Source organism: Galactobacter caseinivorans (assembly GCF_003640665.1).
In the GTDB taxonomy this organism is placed as follows: domain Bacteria; phylum Actinomycetota; class Actinomycetes; order Actinomycetales; family Micrococcaceae; genus Galactobacter; species Galactobacter caseinivorans.
In genome coordinates this window covers 76,981-93,049 of record NZ_QQXL01000005.1, presented here as the reverse complement: position 1 = coordinate 93,049, position 16,069 = coordinate 76,981, and the positions used below count along the sequence as shown (strand labels likewise).

Genomic DNA, 16,069 nt, shown 5'->3' with positions numbered 1-16,069 from the left:
ACGCATGCCGATGAAAGCATATGCATGGCCGGCCGACTGACCGACCTGTCCACCCTACCCATCCCCACCGGGCCAAACGACCACAAAGGGCGGGGGCTACGTGGGCCCCCGCCCTGCATGGCGCTGTTTTTACTAGGACTTCCTAGATATGCGCCTCTCGGCACATAAGTGGTCTCAGCTGAGCTCCGAGCCCCGCAAAAAATCGCCAGCCAGCTCGATGAACCGCGTGTTGGCCTCCGGCTCTCCGATGCTCACGCGCACGCCCTCCCCGGCGAAGGCGCGCACCGCGAGGGCGCGCTCTTGGGCAGCCAGGGAAAACTCCGCTGCCCGCTCCCCCAGGCCAAGCCAGACAAAGTTTCCCTGCGACTCCGGCAGCTCCCAGCCCTGCTCGGTGAGTGCAGCCACAACGCGCTCACGCTCGGCGACGATGCCCTTGACCCGGACCTCCATCTCCGCGGTATTGCTCACGGAGGCTACGGCGGCGGCTTCCGCGATGGAGGAGACCGCGAAGGGGGTGGCGACAACGCGCAGGTACTGCGTGATCTCCGGGTTGGAGACCGTATAACCCACGCGCAGATTGGCCAGGCCGTGCGCCTTGGAGAAGGTGCGCAGGGCCACCACGTTGGGGTACTTGCGATACATGGCAATGCCATCCACCGCGTCCTCCACACGGACAAACTCCTGATAGGCCTCGTCGATGATCACCAGCACGTCCGCGGGGACCTTCGCGATGAAGTCCTCCACGTCCTGCGTGCGCAGCACCGGGCCGGTGGGATTGTTGGGAGTGCAAAGAATGACGATGGAGGTATTTTCTGTCACCGCAGCGGCCATGGCGTCCAGATCGTGGCGCCCGTCGGCCAAAAGCGGCACCTGCACCGAACGTGCCCCAGCTGTCTCGATGACGATGGGGTACGCCTCGAAGGAGCGCCAGGCGTAGACGACCTCGTCTTGGATGCCGTCATCGTTGGTGCCCGCGTAGGCGGCAAGGATCTGGATCAGGGCGCCCAACGAGCCACCGCCGGTGACCACATCCTCAGCCGGGACGTCCAACTCAGTGGACAGCGCGGCGCGCAGCTTGGAGCTGAGGGGATCCGGATAACGGTAGATGTCATCAAAGTTCCGGATGACCTCTAGCACCTGCGGAAGGGGCGGCAGCGGGTTCTCATTGGAAGAGAGCTTGAAGGACGTGAGCCCCTCCACTACGGCGGGGGGCTTGCCTGCTGCGTACTTGGGCAGCTGCTGCAAGACGGGGCGGGGTTCGGGGTGGACGGCGCGGCCGTCCGCGTGCGGCTCAGACATGGGGTCAGCCTATCTGTGGAAAGTGCTTCCTGGCTCGTCTTTTTTCACCGAACGTTCGGTAGCTCAGCGCGCTCCCTGCCGGGCATGCCATCATGAACGCGGATCCCGTCCGGGACTTTCCCCAGCCGCCAAGCCCGCGTCACCGGCCCCAGCCGCCGCGCCCCCCCCCTCCCAAGGAGCCGCATGAGATTCCTGTTGCGTACCGCCATCAATGCCGTGGCTCTGTGGCTAGCCGCCTGGCTACTTCCCGGCATCACCATTGATCCCACTGCCACGGTTGACCCCGATTGGAAGACGGCCTCCATCGTCGCCACGTACGCCTTCGTGGGACTGATCTTTGGGGTGGTCAACGCGATCCTTGGCTCCGTTCTGCGCTTCCTGGCGTTGCCCCTCACCTGCCTCACGCTTGGCCTCTTTGCCCTGATCGTCAATGCCGCCTTGCTGATGGCCACCTCCGCGCTGGCCAACCTGTTCCCAGTGAACTTCCACGTGGACGCGTTCTTCTGGGATGCCATCTTGGGCTCCATCATCGTCAGCGTGGTGTCTGCCGTCCTGAACAAGCTCTTTGTCCGCGACCGCGACGAGCAGCGCGGCTAACGCTCCCTGGTGACTCACCGCCCTCCGTAGAACACCTTGCCTTCTCCTGTTGGTGCGGGGATTGGTTCTCGAGGCGGCGGGGGCGGGCCAGCCGAGGTGGGCACCTGGTATGTGGTGGATTGCCCGCCCTTGATGCCCAGTGCGCTGATGGCCTTCGTGAGGGCCTCACCCTTGTCCGCGTCAGCCTTGGCCGCCAGCTCCTGGTAATTGGCCACCTTGTGTTCCCAGCCCAATATCCCTGCCTTCCCTCCCGGATCCGCGTGGATGGAACCGCCGGTGGCACTGCGCACCAGCACCCGCTCGCGATTGGTGGGGACGCCCGCTGCGCCGTCCAAACCCGGCACGGGATCATCCGGATCCTCCAGCTGGATGACCTTCACGCCCCGCGGAGTCTCTTGGGTTCCAGACGGCGCGCCAGCAGTCACTACGCCGGCCACCTTGTACCGCGTGCTCAAGACTTTGTCTGATGACAGGTTGATGGCGTGACGCCCGCCCTGGCTGTGGCCGCTGAGCACGATGCGTGCGCCGGGTTTGGCGCCCACGGAGGCCAGGCCGTTCAACACGGCCGCGGAGACATTTTCGGTCTTGCCTGACATGGCCTCTGCGATGCGCCTAGACCCCCAGGCGCCTCCCTCAGCGTCCTGGGTGCCAGGGATGGTCACGATCCAGGTTTCTTGCCCCTGCGCATCGGTGACCCGCGTGTACAACAGTTGGCCCTTGCCGTCCCAGGCTCGCCCCTGTAGGCCCACCATCCCCGCCAGGCCGTCTGCGGCGGGGGCGTCTCCCATCAGCTGCGGGGGCTCCGTGGCGATGGGCCCCAGAGGGGACACGTCTGCCACCGTTCCCGTCAGCCCGCCCAACGCGCCCAGGCCGTGGCGTCCGGGAACCCCCAGGGCGCCAGCGTTGATGCGTTCCGTGAGCGCTTTGACCGCCGCCGCGGAGACCTCCATCCCCGGCGGTGCGCCTTCGTTGGCCCCCTTCGCCAGTGCGGCGATGGCCATGGAACCGATGGAGCCCAGTTGTGACTGCGTCGCCACAGCCGCAGCCGCGGCCGCAGGCGAGAAGAGCCAGAGGGCCCCGACGGGAAAATCATCTGGAAGCGCCAGCACGCTCATGGCGCCCAAGACTCCCTTGGGGTAGAGCAGATGAGACTTGAATCCACCGGGCTGAGCCTTGGCACGCTCCTCCGCGGCCTGATAGGTGCTGGCACAACTCGAGAGCTGAGTGGCCAGGGCACTCATCTTCTCCTTGACAGCGTCCAAGGCGAGCGAGGCCGAATACGCCTTGGTCTTCACCTGCTCAAAAGCCTGCACCAGGTGAGGATGCGTGACCGGGAGGCCATAGGGTGCCCCGCCCGGGTAAAACATGGTTCCAGAGCAGCCCGCCAGGTGCCCCAGTGCCGCCCGGTAGCGGGCGGACTCGGCGCGCAGATCTTCCGTGACGACGCCCAGGCTGCCCTCCCCACCAAAGACGGAGTAGTCGCTCACGGCCGGCCACCAAAGGTCGGCAGGGCCGGGAACGGCGACGTTTTCGGGGCTGACGGCGGCGTTGGCAGGGGCACGCCACTTGCTTGGGCGACCGTCATGGCCCCCCGCAACAGGTTGAAGGTCATGATCGCAAGCTCCAGCTCAAGCAGGCACGAATGCAGGTGGGTCACAGAGCGCACGGCACCGGGCCGCTGGGCGGCGTATTGCGCCGCGGCGTCACCGCTCCACTTGAGCTTGCCCGTCGCGGACACCGCCCCCTGCGCCGCTGTGACCTTGGTGAGCGCTTCCTCAACAAAGTGCGTGGGCATGGCCGGTGGTATGGGCATGACCGACATGCTCCACCTCCTCTCTTGCGAGCCGGGCGCTGTGCCCGCCGTCTACCGCCCGACGCTAGCGGCGCCACCTGCCCGCCGCGCGGCGTCGGGCAGGGTCTGTGGACGACACGCCCAAGGCGCACATTCCCATCCCTCACAAGCCCGCAACACCCCGTTATTTGGCCCCCGTCCCTCACGGGGATAAACCGTCCCCACCCCCGCGCCGCCGTGGAAGAATAGGGGCATGTCCTTGAGTGCGCGCGTGTCCCTGTCCACTGAAGCCCTGGCCCTTGGCCCGCTTGATGGTCGTTACCGCCCGGCGGTCGCGCCGCTGGTGGATCACCTCTCTGAGGCGGCCCTGAATCGCAACCGTGTGCACGTTGAGGTGGAGTGGTTCATTCACCTCGCGGAACAGGCGGTACTGCCGGGCCTGGCCCCGCTGACGGAGGCGCAGAAGAGTGGCCTGCGCGCCATCGTCACCGACTTTGACCTGAACTCCGTGCATGAGTTGGCGGAGATTGAGGCCGTCACGGTGCATGACGTGAAGGCGGTGGAGTACTACATCGGGCGCCGCCTCGAGGCGCTTGACCTGGAGGCCATGACGCCGCTGGTGCACTTCGCATGCACGTCTGAGGACATCAACAACCTCTCCTACGCCGTGGGCGTTCGCGATGCCGTGATGGACGTGTGGCTGCCCGCCGCCCGCGCGCTCGTGGAGCAGATCGCGGCCATGGCCGTGGCGGACCGCGCCACCCCCATGCTCTCCCGCACCCATGGCCAGCCGGCCACCCCCACCACGCTTGGCAAGGAACTGGCCGTGTTTGCGCACCGCCTCACCCGCCAGTTGGACCGCGTGGCCAACACCCAGTTCCTGGGCAAGATCAACGGTGCAACAGGCACCTACGCGGCCCACGTCGCTGCGGCGCCCGGAGCCGATTGGCAGCAGGTCTCCCAGAGCTTTGTCAGCGGCCTTGGCCTGACCTGGAACCCGCTCACCACGCAGATTGAGTCCCACGACTGGCAGGCGGAGCTCTACTCAGACATCACGCGCTTCAACCGGATTCTGCACAACCTCTGCACGGATGTGTGGAGCTACATCTCCATCGGCTACTTCCAGCAGGTGCCGGTCGCCGGCGCCACCGGCTCCTCCACCATGCCGCACAAGGTGAACCCCATTCGCTTTGAGAACGCCGAGGCCAACCTGGAGCTCTCCAACGGGATCCTGGACACGCTCGCGGACACCCTGGTCACGAGCCGCTGGCAGCGCGACCTCACGGACTCCTCCGGGCAGCGCAACATCGGCGTGGGCTTTGGCCACTCCCTGCTCGCCATCTCCAACGTGGCCAAGGGCCTGGAGCGCCTCAACACCGCCGCAGACGTGCTCGCCAACGATCTTGACCACAACTGGGAGGTGCTGGGAGAGGCCGTCCAGACGGTGATGCGCGCCGAGGCCATCGCCGGCACGCCGGGCATGGACAACCCGTACGAGCGTCTCAAGGACCTGACCCGCGGGCACCGCGTGGACGGCGCCCGCATGCAGGAGTTTGTGCAGGGCCTTGGCCTGCCGGCCGAGTCCGAGCAGCGCCTCCTGGCCCTCACTCCGGGCAGTTACATTGGCCTGGCGGACGCCCTGGTGGATCACCTGAAGCGCTGACACTCCTGACGCCCCCTTTCGGGGTGCGGGTGCCGCAAGACGCACCCCCTGCTCGACGCCGCGTGGCTTGGCCACGCGGCGTCGTGCGCGTTGGTGGGGCCCGCTCTACGGCAGACGCGAGTACATGAACATGTCCACGCGGGTTTGGCCCACGGTCTCCCAGGCGCGCAGCAGGCCCTCGCGCTCAAAGCCGGCGGCCTCCGCGGCCCTCCACGAGCCCTGGTTCCAGGGCTCCACGTAGAGCTCCAGCCGTCCCAGCCCCGGCAGGGTCAGCGCCCAGTCGGAGAGGAGAGCCAAGGCCGCCGCCGCGTAGCCCTTGCGGCGGTGCGCCGGCGCAATCCAGTAGCCCACGCTCAGGCGCCCGTGACCCTGCACGGAGAACCCCGCCTGGCCCACGGCCCGGTCGGAATCCCGCTCCGCCACCACCATTTGGATGCCCTGCCCTGTGGCCAGGCGCGAGTGTTGGCGCGCAATGTACTCGGCGATCAGCCGCGGGTCATTCGTGGTGGGCACGGTGGTGATGAGGGGAATCAGCGGATCATCCACGACCTGGCGCACCAGCTGCGCATCGGCGTCCGTGTAGGCGCGCAGCCGGAGCCCATCGGAGAGCAGCACGGGCGGCGCGGCGGGGAGCTGGACGGGGACATCGGCTGCCTTCATGCCGCCATGATGCCATGCACTGTGGCCGGCTCGGGCAGGCTCAGGCCCGCCCACCGACCTCGTGGCTCAGCGCGTGGGATGAGCCAATCAGTCCCGGGCTGGGGTGCAGATCCACGCGGGAGGCGCCGCACTCGGCGCAGCTGACATACACCACCACGCCCTGCGAGGTGCGGTGGGAGGACTGGGTGAACCAGCCGTGCTCGTGGGTCGGGACAGGGGCCGGGGCTGAAACGGAGGCTGGCGTTGAGACCGGCGCCTGGGCGGCGGCCGCAGAAACGGCGGCAACGGCGGCGTCTGAGGCGGAGTACGTCGGGATCTGGGTGGGGCTTGTAGCGTTCATGCCCCCAGCCTGGTGTAATGCCCTTATGCAACTCAACCCTTACGGCGAATATGCGGTGCTCCTGGCCGCGTCACTGGTGAATGATCCCCCACAGACCGGGGCAAACATTGAGCAGCGAACCCGGGACTTTGGCATGACCATGGCCTTCACCACCGGCCCACAAGACCTGGAACGATCCCGCACCGTCCTGGCCGAATGGCAGACCGTGGTGGACGCCCCCACGCAGGAACAACGGGCCGCCCGCCTCAACGCGATCATGGCCGCCGTGGCCGCCTATCCGCGCCTCACCGACCACGGCGGGGAGGGGTGGCACCTGCACTACCGCGACGAGGTCCAGGAGCTTCCCTGGGTGCTGCGCTCCGTCTTCGCGGTAGGCACGGCCCTGCATCTCACCACCCGTGGCATGCACCGACTCTCGCGCTGCGCTGCCGGCCAGGACCCCGGGGATCCGTGTACCAACGTGGTGGTGGACGTGACGCGTAACGGCCGCCAGCGCTTCTGCTCCGTGCGCTGTGCCAACCGCGCCGCGGTGCGCCGGCACCGGGCCAAGCAGCGCTGAAACGGCCCCCCTCCGCGCGGCGGACCCTCTCCACCCTCCGGAGGAATCCGTTCCCCCGGAGGGTGGATTCCACCGCAAAACGCTGGACGTGGCGCCGATCCACGGGCCAGAGTGAAGCCGTCATCCACTCGGAGAAAAGAGAAAGATCATGGGCACCACCGCTGCCACTGCCACCGCCCGTCAGACTCGCTCCACACAGCTGGCCATGCGCGCCGCCACCATCGGTGCGGCCATCGCGGTCATCATCGGCATCGTGTGCCTGATCGTGATCGGCGGCGCCCCGGGAATGATCGCCGGCTTCAGCTTCATCGGTGCCGGACTGTTCGCGGTGTTCACCACCTGGGTCAGCGTCCAGACCAACAACAAGAGGCGCGCCGCCCGCAACTAGGGCCCCTCGACACCTGAAGCACCCCGCATCAAACGGGCCGGCCGGGTCCCTAGAGTTCCAACACCCCACGCACGACGGCGGCGAGCGCGCCCAGCGCCGCCAGGCTCAGTGCCAGCGTGCGCGCCGTGGAGGCGGGGACACGCTTGGCGGCGATCCCGCCAAGCCACGCGCCAAGGAACACGGCGGCGAGCGCCGCGACCGCCAGCCAGGGGCTGGGCCAGCCCTCTCCGGCACCCACGCCGGTGGCCAGCTTGGCGATGACGGAGCAGAGCCCCAGCGTCGCAAAGACGGGCTGCATGGTGGCCGCGTAGGAGCTCTGGGCCCAGCGGGTGAGCCGCGCGTTCACGACCATCGCGGCGGCGGCCACCCCGGCGGTGACGTTGAGGAGCCCTCCTGCCACGCCGGTGATGATGTTGGTGGGCAGCTCCGGGGCGGGCGGCAGCCGGCGCAGGCCCACTGTGACGGCAAGCCCAAGCAGGACCACGCCTCCCACCACGATCTGCAGCCAGGCGGCGGGCAGCCGTGCCACCAGGAACGCCCCCGGGATCAGGCCGAATAGGGCGCTGATGACAATCACGGCGTAGCGGCGCCAGTTGATGCGCTTCCAGGCCTGCACGGTGAGTGTGGCGCCGGAGACGGTGGTGACCGCGTTGGTCACGAGCACCCCATGGGCTGGACCAATCAAGAGGGACAGGACCGGCGCGACCACCAGCCCCACCCCGGCACCGGAAATCCGCTGCAAAATGGTGCCAACCAGCACCGCTAGACCCGCCATCGCCACCGTCAACACGGAGCCAAGGGTACTCCTGGCGACGCCTCCTCCGGGATCCGGCGACGCCGCTTGCTAGATCCAGCCCTTCTGGCGTGCCATCTGCGCGGCCTGCGAGCGGTTCTCCGCGCCGGTCTTTCCAATCGCGGAGGAGAGGTGGTTGCGCACAGTGCCCGCTGAGAGGAAGACCTCGGCGGCGATCCCGGCCACCGGGCGCCCATCCAGTGTCAGCCTCAGCACCTGTTGCTCGCGCTCCGTCAACGGATTGGCCCCGTCAAAGAGCGAGGCCTCCGCCAGCGCGGGGTCCACCACGCGCAGACCCGCGTGCACCCTGCGCACCGCGTCCGCGAGCTGCTCAGCCGGTGCATCCTTCACCACGAATCCGCTGGCCCCCGCCTCCAGCGCCGCCCGCAGGTACCCGGGCCGGGCAAAGGTGGTCACGATCAGCACCCGCGTGCCGGGGCAGCCCTCCCGGACCGCCCGCGTGGCCTCTATCCCATCCACACCCGGCATTTGAATGTCCATCAGCACCACATCCGGCTTCAGGGACGCGGCGAGCGCGACGGCCTCGGTGCCGTTTCCAGCCTCCCCCACCACCTCCAGGTCACCCTCAAGCTCCAGCAACGCCCCCAGGGCGCCACGCACCATGGCCTGATCATCCGCCAGGACCAGGCGGATAGCACCTGCCCCCGGCTCCGTGCCCAGTGCCTCCGCCGGCCTCACCACGTCACGTCCACCTTCACTCCGCCCAACTCCGAACCGCTGACCACACACACCCCGCCGGAGAGGGCTGCGCGCTCCGCCATGCCGCGCATCCCGTTGCCCGCGGCGCCACTCAACCCCACGCCGTCGTCCTCCACGCTGATGCCGCCAGGCATCACCCGCACCCGCACCCTGGTGGCGCCGGCGTGTCGCAGCACGTTGGTGGTGGCCTCGCGCAGAATCCACCCGGCAGGCAGGGCCTGGGCGGGCGAGAGCGCCGCAGGGTCCCCCGTCACCGTCAAACCCACGCCTGCCGTGGCCAGCGCCGCGCGCGATGCCTCCAGCTGCGCGGCAAGCCCCTCGGAACGCAGGCCCGTCACCGTGGCGCGGACGCCGGCAATGGCCTCCGCGGTGATGGTTTCGATGTCCGCCAGCTCCGCCTTGGCCCGCTCTGGGTCCGCGTCCACGAGCCGCCGGGCCAGCTGCGCCTTGAGCTTCACCACCGTGAGCGAATGCCCCATCAGATCGTGAACGTCCCGGGCCACAGACTCGCGCTCGCGGCTGGTCGCGAGGCTCAGCGCGAGCGCGTCCGCCTCCGTGGAGCGCCGAATCAAGAAAGTGGAGACCGTATTCACCGCGCCAAGCAGCACCACAATCAGCATCACGGAGAGGTAATCCATGAACCTGCCGCTGAAGATGCACGCGCTCAGCGCCAGCAGGAGGCAGACCACCAGCGTGATCCAGTGCATGCGGCGCGTGAGCCCGTAGGACGCAAAACTCATCACGAACGGCAGGAAAGAGACAGCGTCAAAACCGAGGGCGGGCAGCGTCAACGCACCGCTGAAAATCAGTGCGCCAAAGCACCACCACTGCAACGGGATGGGGCCAGTGCTGGGCGAGCCCTTGCTCATTCCCAGCTGGAAACCCAGCAGGTACAGCACCACAAACGCGCCCATGCCAATCCACGCCAGCACCTCCCACTCCACCGGCGCTTGGTGCTGCAGCAGCGCCCGAATGGGATAAAACAGGAAGACCAGCCACACCGCGGCGAGTAGCCAGCCAAAGCGCGCCCACGGGTCCCGGGGGTCCTTCGTCAGCCCGGACGGGCCTGCCGCGCGGGCTTGGCCCCTGACGGACCGGCCCGCTGCCGGCTGCACCTCTGCGGCCGGGTGCGCCTGTACTACCGGGTGCGCTTCCATGCCCGACGCCGCCGCTTCGCCCGGTCCCGCGGCGGGGCCCGGTCCCGTAGTGGGGCCCGGCGCCGTTGCGAAACCTGAGCGCACGCCCGCCGCGGCGTCCGGCACCTGGGTGCCGGACGCGTCGTCGTGCGCTGTGTGTCCCCGACGGATCATGACGCGAGCCTAGCGCTCTGCCCCTGGGCTGCCATGTGCACGCCGCTCAGTGCCGCGCCCGCGAGCGGCGCAGACCCAGGAACACGAGGCCAACAAACACGGCGGTCCAGGCAACCACGTTGAGGATCAGCGCCCACAGCGGATCCTGCGAGCCGTCGCTGAGATAGCCCTCGGAGAGCGGCCAGCGCGCCAGCGCCACGTAGCCGTACAGCGGCGTGTAGTGGGCGATATCCAGCATCACGCCGGACAGCGGCATGAAGACGTTGCCAAAGAAAGCGAACAGGGTGAGGGTCATGGAGGCCAGGCCGGAGGCGGCATCGGAAGGGAAGATCAGTCCCACGCCCAGCCCAAACAGGCCGTAGATCAGGCCAATGCCGAGGATGATGCCCGCGGTGGCCAGCCAGCCGCCCGCGGTGTCCATGGCCGCACCGGTCAGCGCGCCGGTCAGGAAGACCGCCACCACCGAGATGGCCGAGTAGAAGAGCGCCACGGCGACCTTGACCGCCGCGTAGCCGCGCAGCCCGGCGGGGGTCAGCGCCAACTGCCTGCCCCATCCCTGCTGCGCCTCCGTGGCGGCCAGGCTAGTCAGCGAGGTCATGGACGTGGCGACGCCATACGCGGCCATGGAAACCATGACGGAGAAGGAGACATTGCCGTTGCCTGCGTCCATGCTGCCGTACTCCGGAGTGGCGCCGAAGATCACGTACATCACCACCGGCATCACGATGGTGAAGGCCAGCGTGTAGCCGTTGCGGGCCATCCTCGCTGCCTCGATCCAGAAGAACGTGGCAGAGAAGCCGAGCCCGCGCTGGCCCGGCGTGGGCTGGGCCGGTGTGGGCTGGCCCGGCGCCGCCGCGGCGGCGGCGTTGGTGTGAGTGCTCATGGTTCAGTCCTCCGTGAGGTTGGTGAAGGCGGCTTCAAGGGTGGCCGCCACGATCTCCAGATCGGTGGCGCCCAGTTCATTGAGCAGCAGCCTGGCCACCGCATCCGAGTCCGCTGCCCTCAGCGTCACGCGGTGCCCGTCAAGGCTCACGTCCGCAATCCCGCTCGTGGCTCCCAGCAGTTCCATGGCGGCCTCGCGGCCCTGCTCGGGAAGTGAGCAGCTCAGCGTGCGCCCACCCAGGGAGGCCCGCAGCTGCTCGGTTGGGGCATCCGCCACGACCTTGCCGTGTGCCACCAAGACGGTGCGGCGGGCAAATTGCTCCGCCTCCTCCAGGTAATGGGTGGCAAAAATGACGGTGCGGCCCTGGTCTGCATCCATGCGCATGGCGTCCCAAAAACGACGCCGCGCACCCACGTCCATGCCGGCAGTGGGCTCATCCAGCACCAGCACGTCCGGATCCGGCAGCAGCGCCAGCGCAAACTTGATGCGTTGCTGCTCGCCACCGGAGCACTTGCCCACGGAGCGGCGCGCAATGCCCGTCAGATCCGCACGCTCCATGACCTCCTGCACGCGGGAGGTGACCCGGTGCATCGCGGCGACCGCCCGCACCGTCTCCCCCACGCGCATGTCATGCAGCAGCCCGCCGGTCTGCAAAACTGCGGCGAGCCTGCCAGCTGCCACTGCGCTGGACGGCGTCTGGCCAAGCACGCGCACCGTGCCGCCGGTCGGTTCCGAGAGGCCAAGCAGCATGTCAAGGGCGGTGGTCTTGCCGGCTCCGTTGGGGCCAAGGAAGGCCACGATCTCGCCCGCCTGGACCGTCAGGTCAATCCCGTTCACGGCGTTCACGACGCGGGAGGAGTTCTGGGCGCCGAATCGCTTGCTCAGGCCGTTCAGCTCCACGGCGGGGGCGAGTTGTGTGCTCATACCTCCACTCTGGCCGGTGGGGGCGGGGCCCGCCTCGGGGAAGTGTCATGAAGGGGCCATGACAACTGTCATGGGCGTAGCTGCGAGACGCTCCTGCCCGGCACACACGTCATATCCACAACAACGTTAGTTTTTGGGTGTCAAACGCCGGACGGGGTGAGAGGATGACTGTCACGCCACAGCGCCGGCCCCCGGGACGGCGCCTCCAAGTGGCCCTTCCAGGGAGGCAGAATGTCACGCCAAGCACGCACCAGACTTCTCCTCGCGGCGGCCGCAGCCGTCTGCGCCGGCACCTTGGTTGCCTGTTCCGGCGCCGGCCCGGCCGGATCCGGCCCGGAGGCAAGCGCCCCGTCGGTGAGCATGCCTCCCACGACCGGCTCAGACGCAAGCAGCCCCGCCCCGGTGACGTCCGCGACGGCACCCGCCCCCACGTCGTCGGCCAGCAGAATTCCGTGGCCGCCGGAGACGTCCGGGACCTCGGGAACCTCCGGAACCTCTGCGGCGCCCACGGGCGCTCCCACGGCGCCGCCCCCGCCGACCAGCACCACCGCGCCGGAATGGATCACGCCCGCGGAGGCCACGGTTGGCGCCTGCATCAACATCAATCGGCAGCTGCGCATCACCGACCCGTCCTTCGGCGTGGTCCCCTGCACCGAGTTCCACGACGCCCAAGTGGTGGGCCACGGCATCCTTCCAGAGGGCTTCAATCGCGATGCGAAGGGCGCCTACGCCCAGCTGATGATGAGCCAGTGCGACGCGCACTTTGCCGCCTACACCGGCACCGCCTTCGGCGAATCTCGCCTGGTCTCCGGCGGCTGGGCGGCAACTAAGTCCGAATACGCCCAGGGGGATCGCACCCTGGTCTGCATCATTTCCATGCGCGACCGCACCAAGTTCAGCGGCGATGCCAAAGGCAAAACGGACGAGAGCGAATTTGGGCACGCCGAGGGCTGGACCCCGCCCACCCAACGCGGTCAGGGCCCCCCGAACACCGGCCAGCGCGCCTGAGCCTTGTGACAAAGGTGCCCGACGCCGCGTGGTTGGGTGCGGCGCGCGGCGCGCGGCTCGGGCGGCGCGCGGCCTGTGGCTCAGGCGGCGTGCCGCCGCTGGAAGACCAGGATGCGCTCCACAGCGGCGAGCACGGCGTCGGGGCCGGCGGCGAAACTGAGACGCACCGCCTGGCGCCCGTGCACGGCATCAAAGTCGTCGCCAGGGGTGAGCGCAACGCCCTCCTCCTCCAACAGCGCTGCGCACCAGGCCGCGGCGTCCGGGAAGCCGCCCAGCGCCGTACCAAGTTGGGCGTAGAGGTAAAAGGCGCCGTCAGAGGGCGCAACCGGGCCCCAACCCAACTCCGGGAGCCGCTCCAACAGGGCGGCCCGCGTCTGTGCGAAGCCGGCCACCTGAAGGTCGCCGAATTGGTACGCCGCGTCGTCGAACGCCATAGCCGCCGCCCGCTGAGCGGCGTGGGGCGGGCACAGCGCCACGTTGCCAGCGAGCGCCTCGATGTTGGCGCGCAGCTCCGGCGGCGCCAGCAGCCAGCCCACGCGCCAGCCGGGCATGCCCCAGTACTTGGAGAAGGAGGAGATCACCACCGAATCCGTGCCCAGCTCGCGGGCGCTGACCCCGCGCGGGTCCGGTTCCCCGGGGGCCGGGTAGGTGATGCCGTGGTAAATCTCGTCGCTGATCAGGCGAGTACCGTGCTCAGTGCACCACGCGTGCAGGGCCGTGAGCTCGGCGCGGTTGAGCATGGTGCCGGTCGGGTTGGCAGGTGAGGCCACGATGAGCCCGGCCAACCGGCCGTGCTCCGCCTCCGCAGCGTCCAGCAGTTCCGGCGTGGGCTGGTACCTGGCCGCCTCGCCACTGGGCAGCTCCACCACCTGGAGGCCAAGGGCCGTGAGGATGTTGCGGTAGGCCGGGTAGCCCGGGCTGGCCAGCGCCACCCGGTCCCCTGCGTCAAACGCGGCCAGGAAACTCAACAGGAAAGCACCCGAGGCGCCGGTGGTCACGATGACCTCCTCCGGGTCCACCTGCGTCCCGTACCAGTGGGCGTAGTGCCCGGCAATCGCCGCGCGTAACTGCGGGAGCCCGGCGGCCGGCGTGTAATTCAGCGCCGTGTCCGCGTGGGCCTCCGCCGCCGCTCGATTCACCGCCGACGGCGCGCCACCGGACGGCTCCCCTGCGCAGAGCGAAATCACGTCCCGGCCCTGCGCCCGCAGCTCCGCGACGCGCTGCAGCACGGACATGACCTGAAAAGCGGGCACGGCGCCGCGGCTGGAGGCGGTGGCACTGGCGCTGGCGGTTGCGGGGCTCGAGGCGGTGGAGGGGTGGTCGGAGCTCATGCCAGCCATGGTGCCACGGCCCGTGACGCTGCGCGGGCCCGTGACGCTGCTCCGGCCCGTGACGCAAACTACTTGGACGCTGCCGCGAGCGCCTTGCCCTGCTGCGCAATCCGCCACCACGCGGGAGCCTGCCGCACGCCGACGGGCAGCCGCGGGTACACCGCCCCCACCCCGCGCACGGCCCCGCGCCAGAGCGCGTCGCGGCCAGGCCCATAGGGCAACTGAAACTGCTCGCGAATCTGCGCGGGAAGCAGCGCCGCCGTGGCCAACCGAGCCGCCGGCATGGCCGCGCGCAACCACAACGGAGCAGAGCGAGCGGCGAGCAGCGTGCGGGAGACGGCCGCAGCGTCGTCGTGCACTGTGAGCTCCTCCACGCGGCGCCAAAACTCCGCATCAAACTCCGCCCGCGTCGCAAACCAGCGCTCCGGCGGCACGCCGAGCGAGGACGCCAGGCGGCCGTAGCCGCGCGTGATCGCGTCCTGCGCGGCGGGCTCCAGCGGGCCAAGCACGGCCTCCCAAGCGCGCGTCCCTGACCAGGCCAGCGTCATGGCGACCCAGACGCGGGCGTCGTCGTCATGCGCGTCATAACCGGGGTGCTCCGCCGTGGCGGTACCGTGCACAGGGTCGTGGGCGCGGTTGACGTGAGCCACCTGCGCCGCGCGCAGGCGGGGGCCGCCCAGCGCCACCGCGTAGACGTAATCCAGCGTGGCCCACAGGCGCTTGAGCGGGTCCTGCGCAAAGCCCGAATGCACGGCCACCCCTCGCCCCACCCGCGGGTCAGCCAGCTGCAGCAGGATCGCCGCACCGGCGCCGCCCAACAGCACGGATTCCGGGGCCAGATCGGCAAAACCCCGGGCCTGGCGAGGATCGCGAAGCCCGGGGTGGTGCTGGTGTCGTGTCATGGCGTGGTGGTGACGAGCCGCTGGTCTAGGCGTCGGCTTAGGCGTCGGCTTAGGCGTTGGCCTGGGCCGCGTCCTGAGGCGCTGCGCTCTGGGATGCGCCGTCCTGCGGCGCGGCGGTCTCGGCCGCTTCAGCCTCGGCGATCTGCGTCCTGATGCTGTCCATGTCCAACGCCTGGACCTGCTCAATCAGGTCCTCCAACGCCTTGCCCGGCAGCGCGCCAGCCTGGTTAAAGACCATCACACCATCGCGGAACGCCATGAGCGTGGGGATGGAAGTGATATTTGCGGCGCCGGCCAGGGCCTGCTCCGCCTCGGTATCCACCTTGGCGAAAACCATGTCCGGGTGCTGCTCAGAGGACTTCTCAAAGATGGGGCCAAACATCTGGCACGGGCCACACCAGGCCGCCCAGAAGTCCACGAGCACAATGCCCTCGCGGTCCACCATGGACTCAAAGTTTGACTGGTTCAGATTGACGGTGGCCATGCGGCGCTCCTGTCTGGTTGGCCGGCGGGGCCGGCCTCACGAATCGGTTCTGCCCCTCCGGGGGCTACCCCTCCAAGGGCTTCTGCCCCCAAAGCGGTTCTGCCCCTCATAACCAGCGGGCGGGAGGGTTCTATTCCCGGCCGTTCCCGTGCAGCAGGCTCAGACGCGTTGGCGGTATGCGCCGCCGAAGATGAGCCAGCACAGCGGCCCGGCGAACGGGAAGATCACGGCTGCGATCACCCACAAGACCTTGGGGCCAGTGCTCAGCGACGAGCGCACCACGGAGACCACGCCCCAGATCAGGAAGATCAGACCCAGCAGTCCAAACAGCCCGCCAAAGCCTTTGCCAATGGTCTCAAAGGCATTGGCCACGGGCAGGCCCTGAAGGACCAGGACATCAAGGGGATTCATGCGTT

Annotated in this window: 19 protein-coding genes; 5 read left to right on the top strand and 14 right to left on the bottom strand. The window is 68.8% G+C overall.

Annotated elements, in window-relative coordinates; all coding sequences use genetic code 11:
- Nucleotides 1-174: 174 nt before the first annotated feature.
- Entirely contained in the window at nucleotides 175-1,299 is a 1,125-nt protein-coding gene (locus tag DWQ67_RS09120) for a histidinol-phosphate transaminase (protein ID WP_121485296.1), read from the bottom strand.
- A gap of 183 nt (nucleotides 1,300-1,482) precedes the next feature.
- Here DWQ67_RS09120 and DWQ67_RS09115 point away from each other — a divergent pair, with 183 nt between their 5' ends.
- Nucleotides 1,483-1,896: a phage holin family protein gene (locus tag DWQ67_RS09115; protein WP_121485295.1), complete on the top strand. Its 414-nt coding sequence runs from the start codon at nucleotides 1,483-1,485 to the stop codon at nucleotides 1,894-1,896.
- Nucleotides 1,897-1,910: 14 nt separating this feature from the next.
- Here DWQ67_RS09115 and DWQ67_RS09110 read toward each other — a convergent pair whose 3' ends face one another.
- Nucleotides 1,911-3,383 carry an alpha/beta hydrolase family protein gene (locus DWQ67_RS09110; RefSeq protein ID WP_121485294.1) on the bottom strand — a complete coding sequence of 491 codons (1,473 nt, stop codon included), beginning with the start codon at nucleotides 3,381-3,383 and terminating at the stop codon, nucleotides 1,911-1,913.
- The gene (locus DWQ67_RS09105) at nucleotides 3,380-3,718 is read right to left on the bottom strand and encodes a hypothetical protein (RefSeq protein WP_147433656.1); all 339 of its coding nucleotides are present in this window, start codon (nucleotides 3,716-3,718) and stop codon (nucleotides 3,380-3,382) included. Before DWQ67_RS09105 ends, DWQ67_RS09110 begins: the two co-directional genes overlap by 4 nt.
- Nucleotides 3,719-3,941: 223 nt before the next feature.
- On the opposite strand from DWQ67_RS09105, the gene purB reads away from it, so the two are divergent.
- Entirely contained in the window at nucleotides 3,942-5,351 is a 1,410-nt protein-coding gene (gene purB, locus DWQ67_RS09100) for an adenylosuccinate lyase (RefSeq protein ID WP_121485292.1), read from the top strand.
- Between the two features lie 105 nt (nucleotides 5,352-5,456).
- On the opposite strand, the gene DWQ67_RS09095 is transcribed toward purB, so the two are convergent.
- Entirely contained in the window at nucleotides 5,457-6,011 is a 555-nt protein-coding gene (locus DWQ67_RS09095) for a GNAT family N-acetyltransferase (RefSeq protein ID WP_121485291.1), read from the bottom strand.
- Between the two features lie 40 nt (nucleotides 6,012-6,051).
- A complete protein-coding gene (locus DWQ67_RS09090; RefSeq protein ID WP_121485290.1) occupies nucleotides 6,052-6,351 on the bottom strand; it encodes a hypothetical protein in 300 nt (99 codons plus the stop codon).
- A 25-nt stretch (nucleotides 6,352-6,376) separates the two neighbouring features.
- Here DWQ67_RS09090 and DWQ67_RS09085 point away from each other — a divergent pair, with 25 nt between their 5' ends.
- Together DWQ67_RS09085 and DWQ67_RS09080 are read left to right on the top strand one after the other, a co-directional pair.
- A complete protein-coding gene (locus DWQ67_RS09085) occupies nucleotides 6,377-6,910 on the top strand; it encodes a CGNR zinc finger domain-containing protein (protein ID WP_121485289.1) in 534 nt (177 codons plus the stop codon).
- A gap of 148 nt (nucleotides 6,911-7,058) precedes the next feature.
- A complete protein-coding gene (locus DWQ67_RS09080) occupies nucleotides 7,059-7,298 on the top strand; it encodes a hypothetical protein (protein ID WP_121485288.1) in 240 nt (79 codons plus the stop codon).
- A 49-nt stretch (nucleotides 7,299-7,347) separates the two neighbouring features.
- Here the strand turns inward: DWQ67_RS09080 and DWQ67_RS09075 are convergent, their stop codons facing one another.
- Genes DWQ67_RS09075 through DWQ67_RS09055 form a run of 5 tightly spaced genes read right to left on the bottom strand, consistent with a single transcriptional unit; the run spans nucleotide 7,348 to nucleotide 11,928 of the window.
- A complete protein-coding gene (locus DWQ67_RS09075; protein ID WP_233556015.1) occupies nucleotides 7,348-8,088 on the bottom strand; it encodes a TSUP family transporter in 741 nt (246 codons plus the stop codon).
- A gap of 54 nt (nucleotides 8,089-8,142) precedes the next feature.
- Nucleotides 8,143-8,793, bottom strand: a complete 651-nt coding sequence (locus DWQ67_RS09070) for a response regulator transcription factor (RefSeq protein WP_267899651.1) — start codon at nucleotides 8,791-8,793, stop codon at nucleotides 8,143-8,145.
- On the bottom strand, nucleotides 8,787-10,121 hold the full coding sequence (locus DWQ67_RS09065) for a sensor histidine kinase (protein ID WP_233556014.1): 1,335 nt from the start codon (nucleotides 10,119-10,121) through the stop codon (nucleotides 8,787-8,789). Before DWQ67_RS09065 ends, DWQ67_RS09070 begins: the two co-directional genes overlap by 7 nt.
- A 46-nt stretch (nucleotides 10,122-10,167) precedes the next feature.
- Nucleotides 10,168-11,004 (bottom strand): ABC transporter permease, encoded by an 837-nt coding sequence (locus tag DWQ67_RS09060; protein ID WP_233556013.1) that lies wholly within the window; start codon nucleotides 11,002-11,004, stop codon nucleotides 10,168-10,170.
- A gap of 3 nt (nucleotides 11,005-11,007) precedes the next feature.
- A complete protein-coding gene (locus DWQ67_RS09055) occupies nucleotides 11,008-11,928 on the bottom strand; it encodes an ABC transporter ATP-binding protein (RefSeq protein WP_121485287.1) in 921 nt (306 codons plus the stop codon).
- Between the two features lie 231 nt (nucleotides 11,929-12,159).
- On the opposite strand from DWQ67_RS09055, the gene DWQ67_RS09050 reads away from it, so the two are divergent.
- Nucleotides 12,160-12,936, top strand: coding sequence for a septum formation family protein (locus DWQ67_RS09050; RefSeq protein ID WP_121485286.1), 777 nt, complete (start codon nucleotides 12,160-12,162; stop codon nucleotides 12,934-12,936).
- 80 nt (nucleotides 12,937-13,016) lie between these two features.
- On the opposite strand, the gene DWQ67_RS09045 is transcribed toward DWQ67_RS09050, so the two are convergent.
- From DWQ67_RS09045 to DWQ67_RS09030, 4 genes are all read right to left on the bottom strand, one after another.
- Nucleotides 13,017-14,267 carry a pyridoxal phosphate-dependent aminotransferase gene (locus DWQ67_RS09045; RefSeq protein ID WP_121485285.1) on the bottom strand — a complete coding sequence of 417 codons (1,251 nt, stop codon included), beginning with the start codon at nucleotides 14,265-14,267 and terminating at the stop codon, nucleotides 13,017-13,019.
- Between the two features lie 68 nt (nucleotides 14,268-14,335).
- Nucleotides 14,336-15,169: an oxygenase MpaB family protein gene (locus tag DWQ67_RS09040; protein ID WP_121485284.1), complete on the bottom strand. Its 834-nt coding sequence runs from the start codon at nucleotides 15,167-15,169 to the stop codon at nucleotides 14,336-14,338.
- A gap of 49 nt (nucleotides 15,170-15,218) precedes the next feature.
- On the bottom strand, nucleotides 15,219-15,653 hold the full coding sequence (gene trxA / locus DWQ67_RS09035; RefSeq protein ID WP_121485283.1) for a thioredoxin: 435 nt from the start codon (nucleotides 15,651-15,653) through the stop codon (nucleotides 15,219-15,221).
- Nucleotides 15,654-15,812: 159 nt separating this feature from the next.
- Complete coding sequence (locus DWQ67_RS09030; protein ID WP_121485282.1) at nucleotides 15,813-16,064, bottom strand: PLDc N-terminal domain-containing protein; 252 nt, start codon at nucleotides 16,062-16,064, stop codon at nucleotides 15,813-15,815.
- Between the last annotated feature and the right edge of the window lie 5 nt (nucleotides 16,065-16,069).

Excerpts from the sequence above, each read along its gene's own strand:
- trxA (WP_121485283.1), bottom strand. The coding sequence starts at position 15,653 with ATGGCCACCGTCAATCTGAACCAGTCAAACTTTGAGTCCATGGTGGAC.
- DWQ67_RS09090 (WP_121485290.1), bottom strand. The coding sequence starts at position 6,351 with ATGAACGCTACAAGCCCCACCCAGATCCCGACGTACTCCGCCTCAGAC.
- DWQ67_RS09105 (WP_147433656.1), bottom strand. The coding sequence starts at position 3,718 with ATGTCGGTCATGCCCATACCACCGGCCATGCCCACGCACTTTGTTGAG.
- DWQ67_RS09115 (WP_121485295.1), top strand. The coding sequence starts at position 1,483 with ATGAGATTCCTGTTGCGTACCGCCATCAATGCCGTGGCTCTGTGGCTA.
- DWQ67_RS09120 (WP_121485296.1), bottom strand. The coding sequence starts at position 1,299 with ATGTCTGAGCCGCACGCGGACGGCCGCGCCGTCCACCCCGAACCCCGC.
- DWQ67_RS09065 (WP_233556014.1), bottom strand. The coding sequence starts at position 10,121 with ATGATCCGTCGGGGACACACAGCGCACGACGACGCGTCCGGCACCCAG.
- DWQ67_RS09095 (WP_121485291.1), bottom strand. The coding sequence starts at position 6,011 with ATGAAGGCAGCCGATGTCCCCGTCCAGCTCCCCGCCGCGCCGCCCGTG.
- DWQ67_RS09060 (WP_233556013.1), bottom strand. The coding sequence starts at position 11,004 with ATGAGCACTCACACCAACGCCGCCGCCGCGGCGGCGCCGGGCCAGCCC.
- DWQ67_RS09045 (WP_121485285.1), bottom strand. The coding sequence starts at position 14,267 with ATGAGCTCCGACCACCCCTCCACCGCCTCGAGCCCCGCAACCGCCAGC.
- DWQ67_RS09085 (WP_121485289.1), top strand. The coding sequence starts at position 6,377 with ATGCAACTCAACCCTTACGGCGAATATGCGGTGCTCCTGGCCGCGTCA.
- DWQ67_RS09050 (WP_121485286.1), top strand. The coding sequence starts at position 12,160 with ATGTCACGCCAAGCACGCACCAGACTTCTCCTCGCGGCGGCCGCAGCC.
- purB (WP_121485292.1), top strand. The coding sequence starts at position 3,942 with ATGTCCTTGAGTGCGCGCGTGTCCCTGTCCACTGAAGCCCTGGCCCTT.
- DWQ67_RS09030 (WP_121485282.1), bottom strand. The coding sequence starts at position 16,064 with ATGAATCCCCTTGATGTCCTGGTCCTTCAGGGCCTGCCCGTGGCCAAT.
- DWQ67_RS09040 (WP_121485284.1), bottom strand. The coding sequence starts at position 15,169 with ATGACACGACACCAGCACCACCCCGGGCTTCGCGATCCTCGCCAGGCC.
- DWQ67_RS09080 (WP_121485288.1), top strand. The coding sequence starts at position 7,059 with ATGGGCACCACCGCTGCCACTGCCACCGCCCGTCAGACTCGCTCCACA.
- DWQ67_RS09055 (WP_121485287.1), bottom strand. The coding sequence starts at position 11,928 with ATGAGCACACAACTCGCCCCCGCCGTGGAGCTGAACGGCCTGAGCAAG.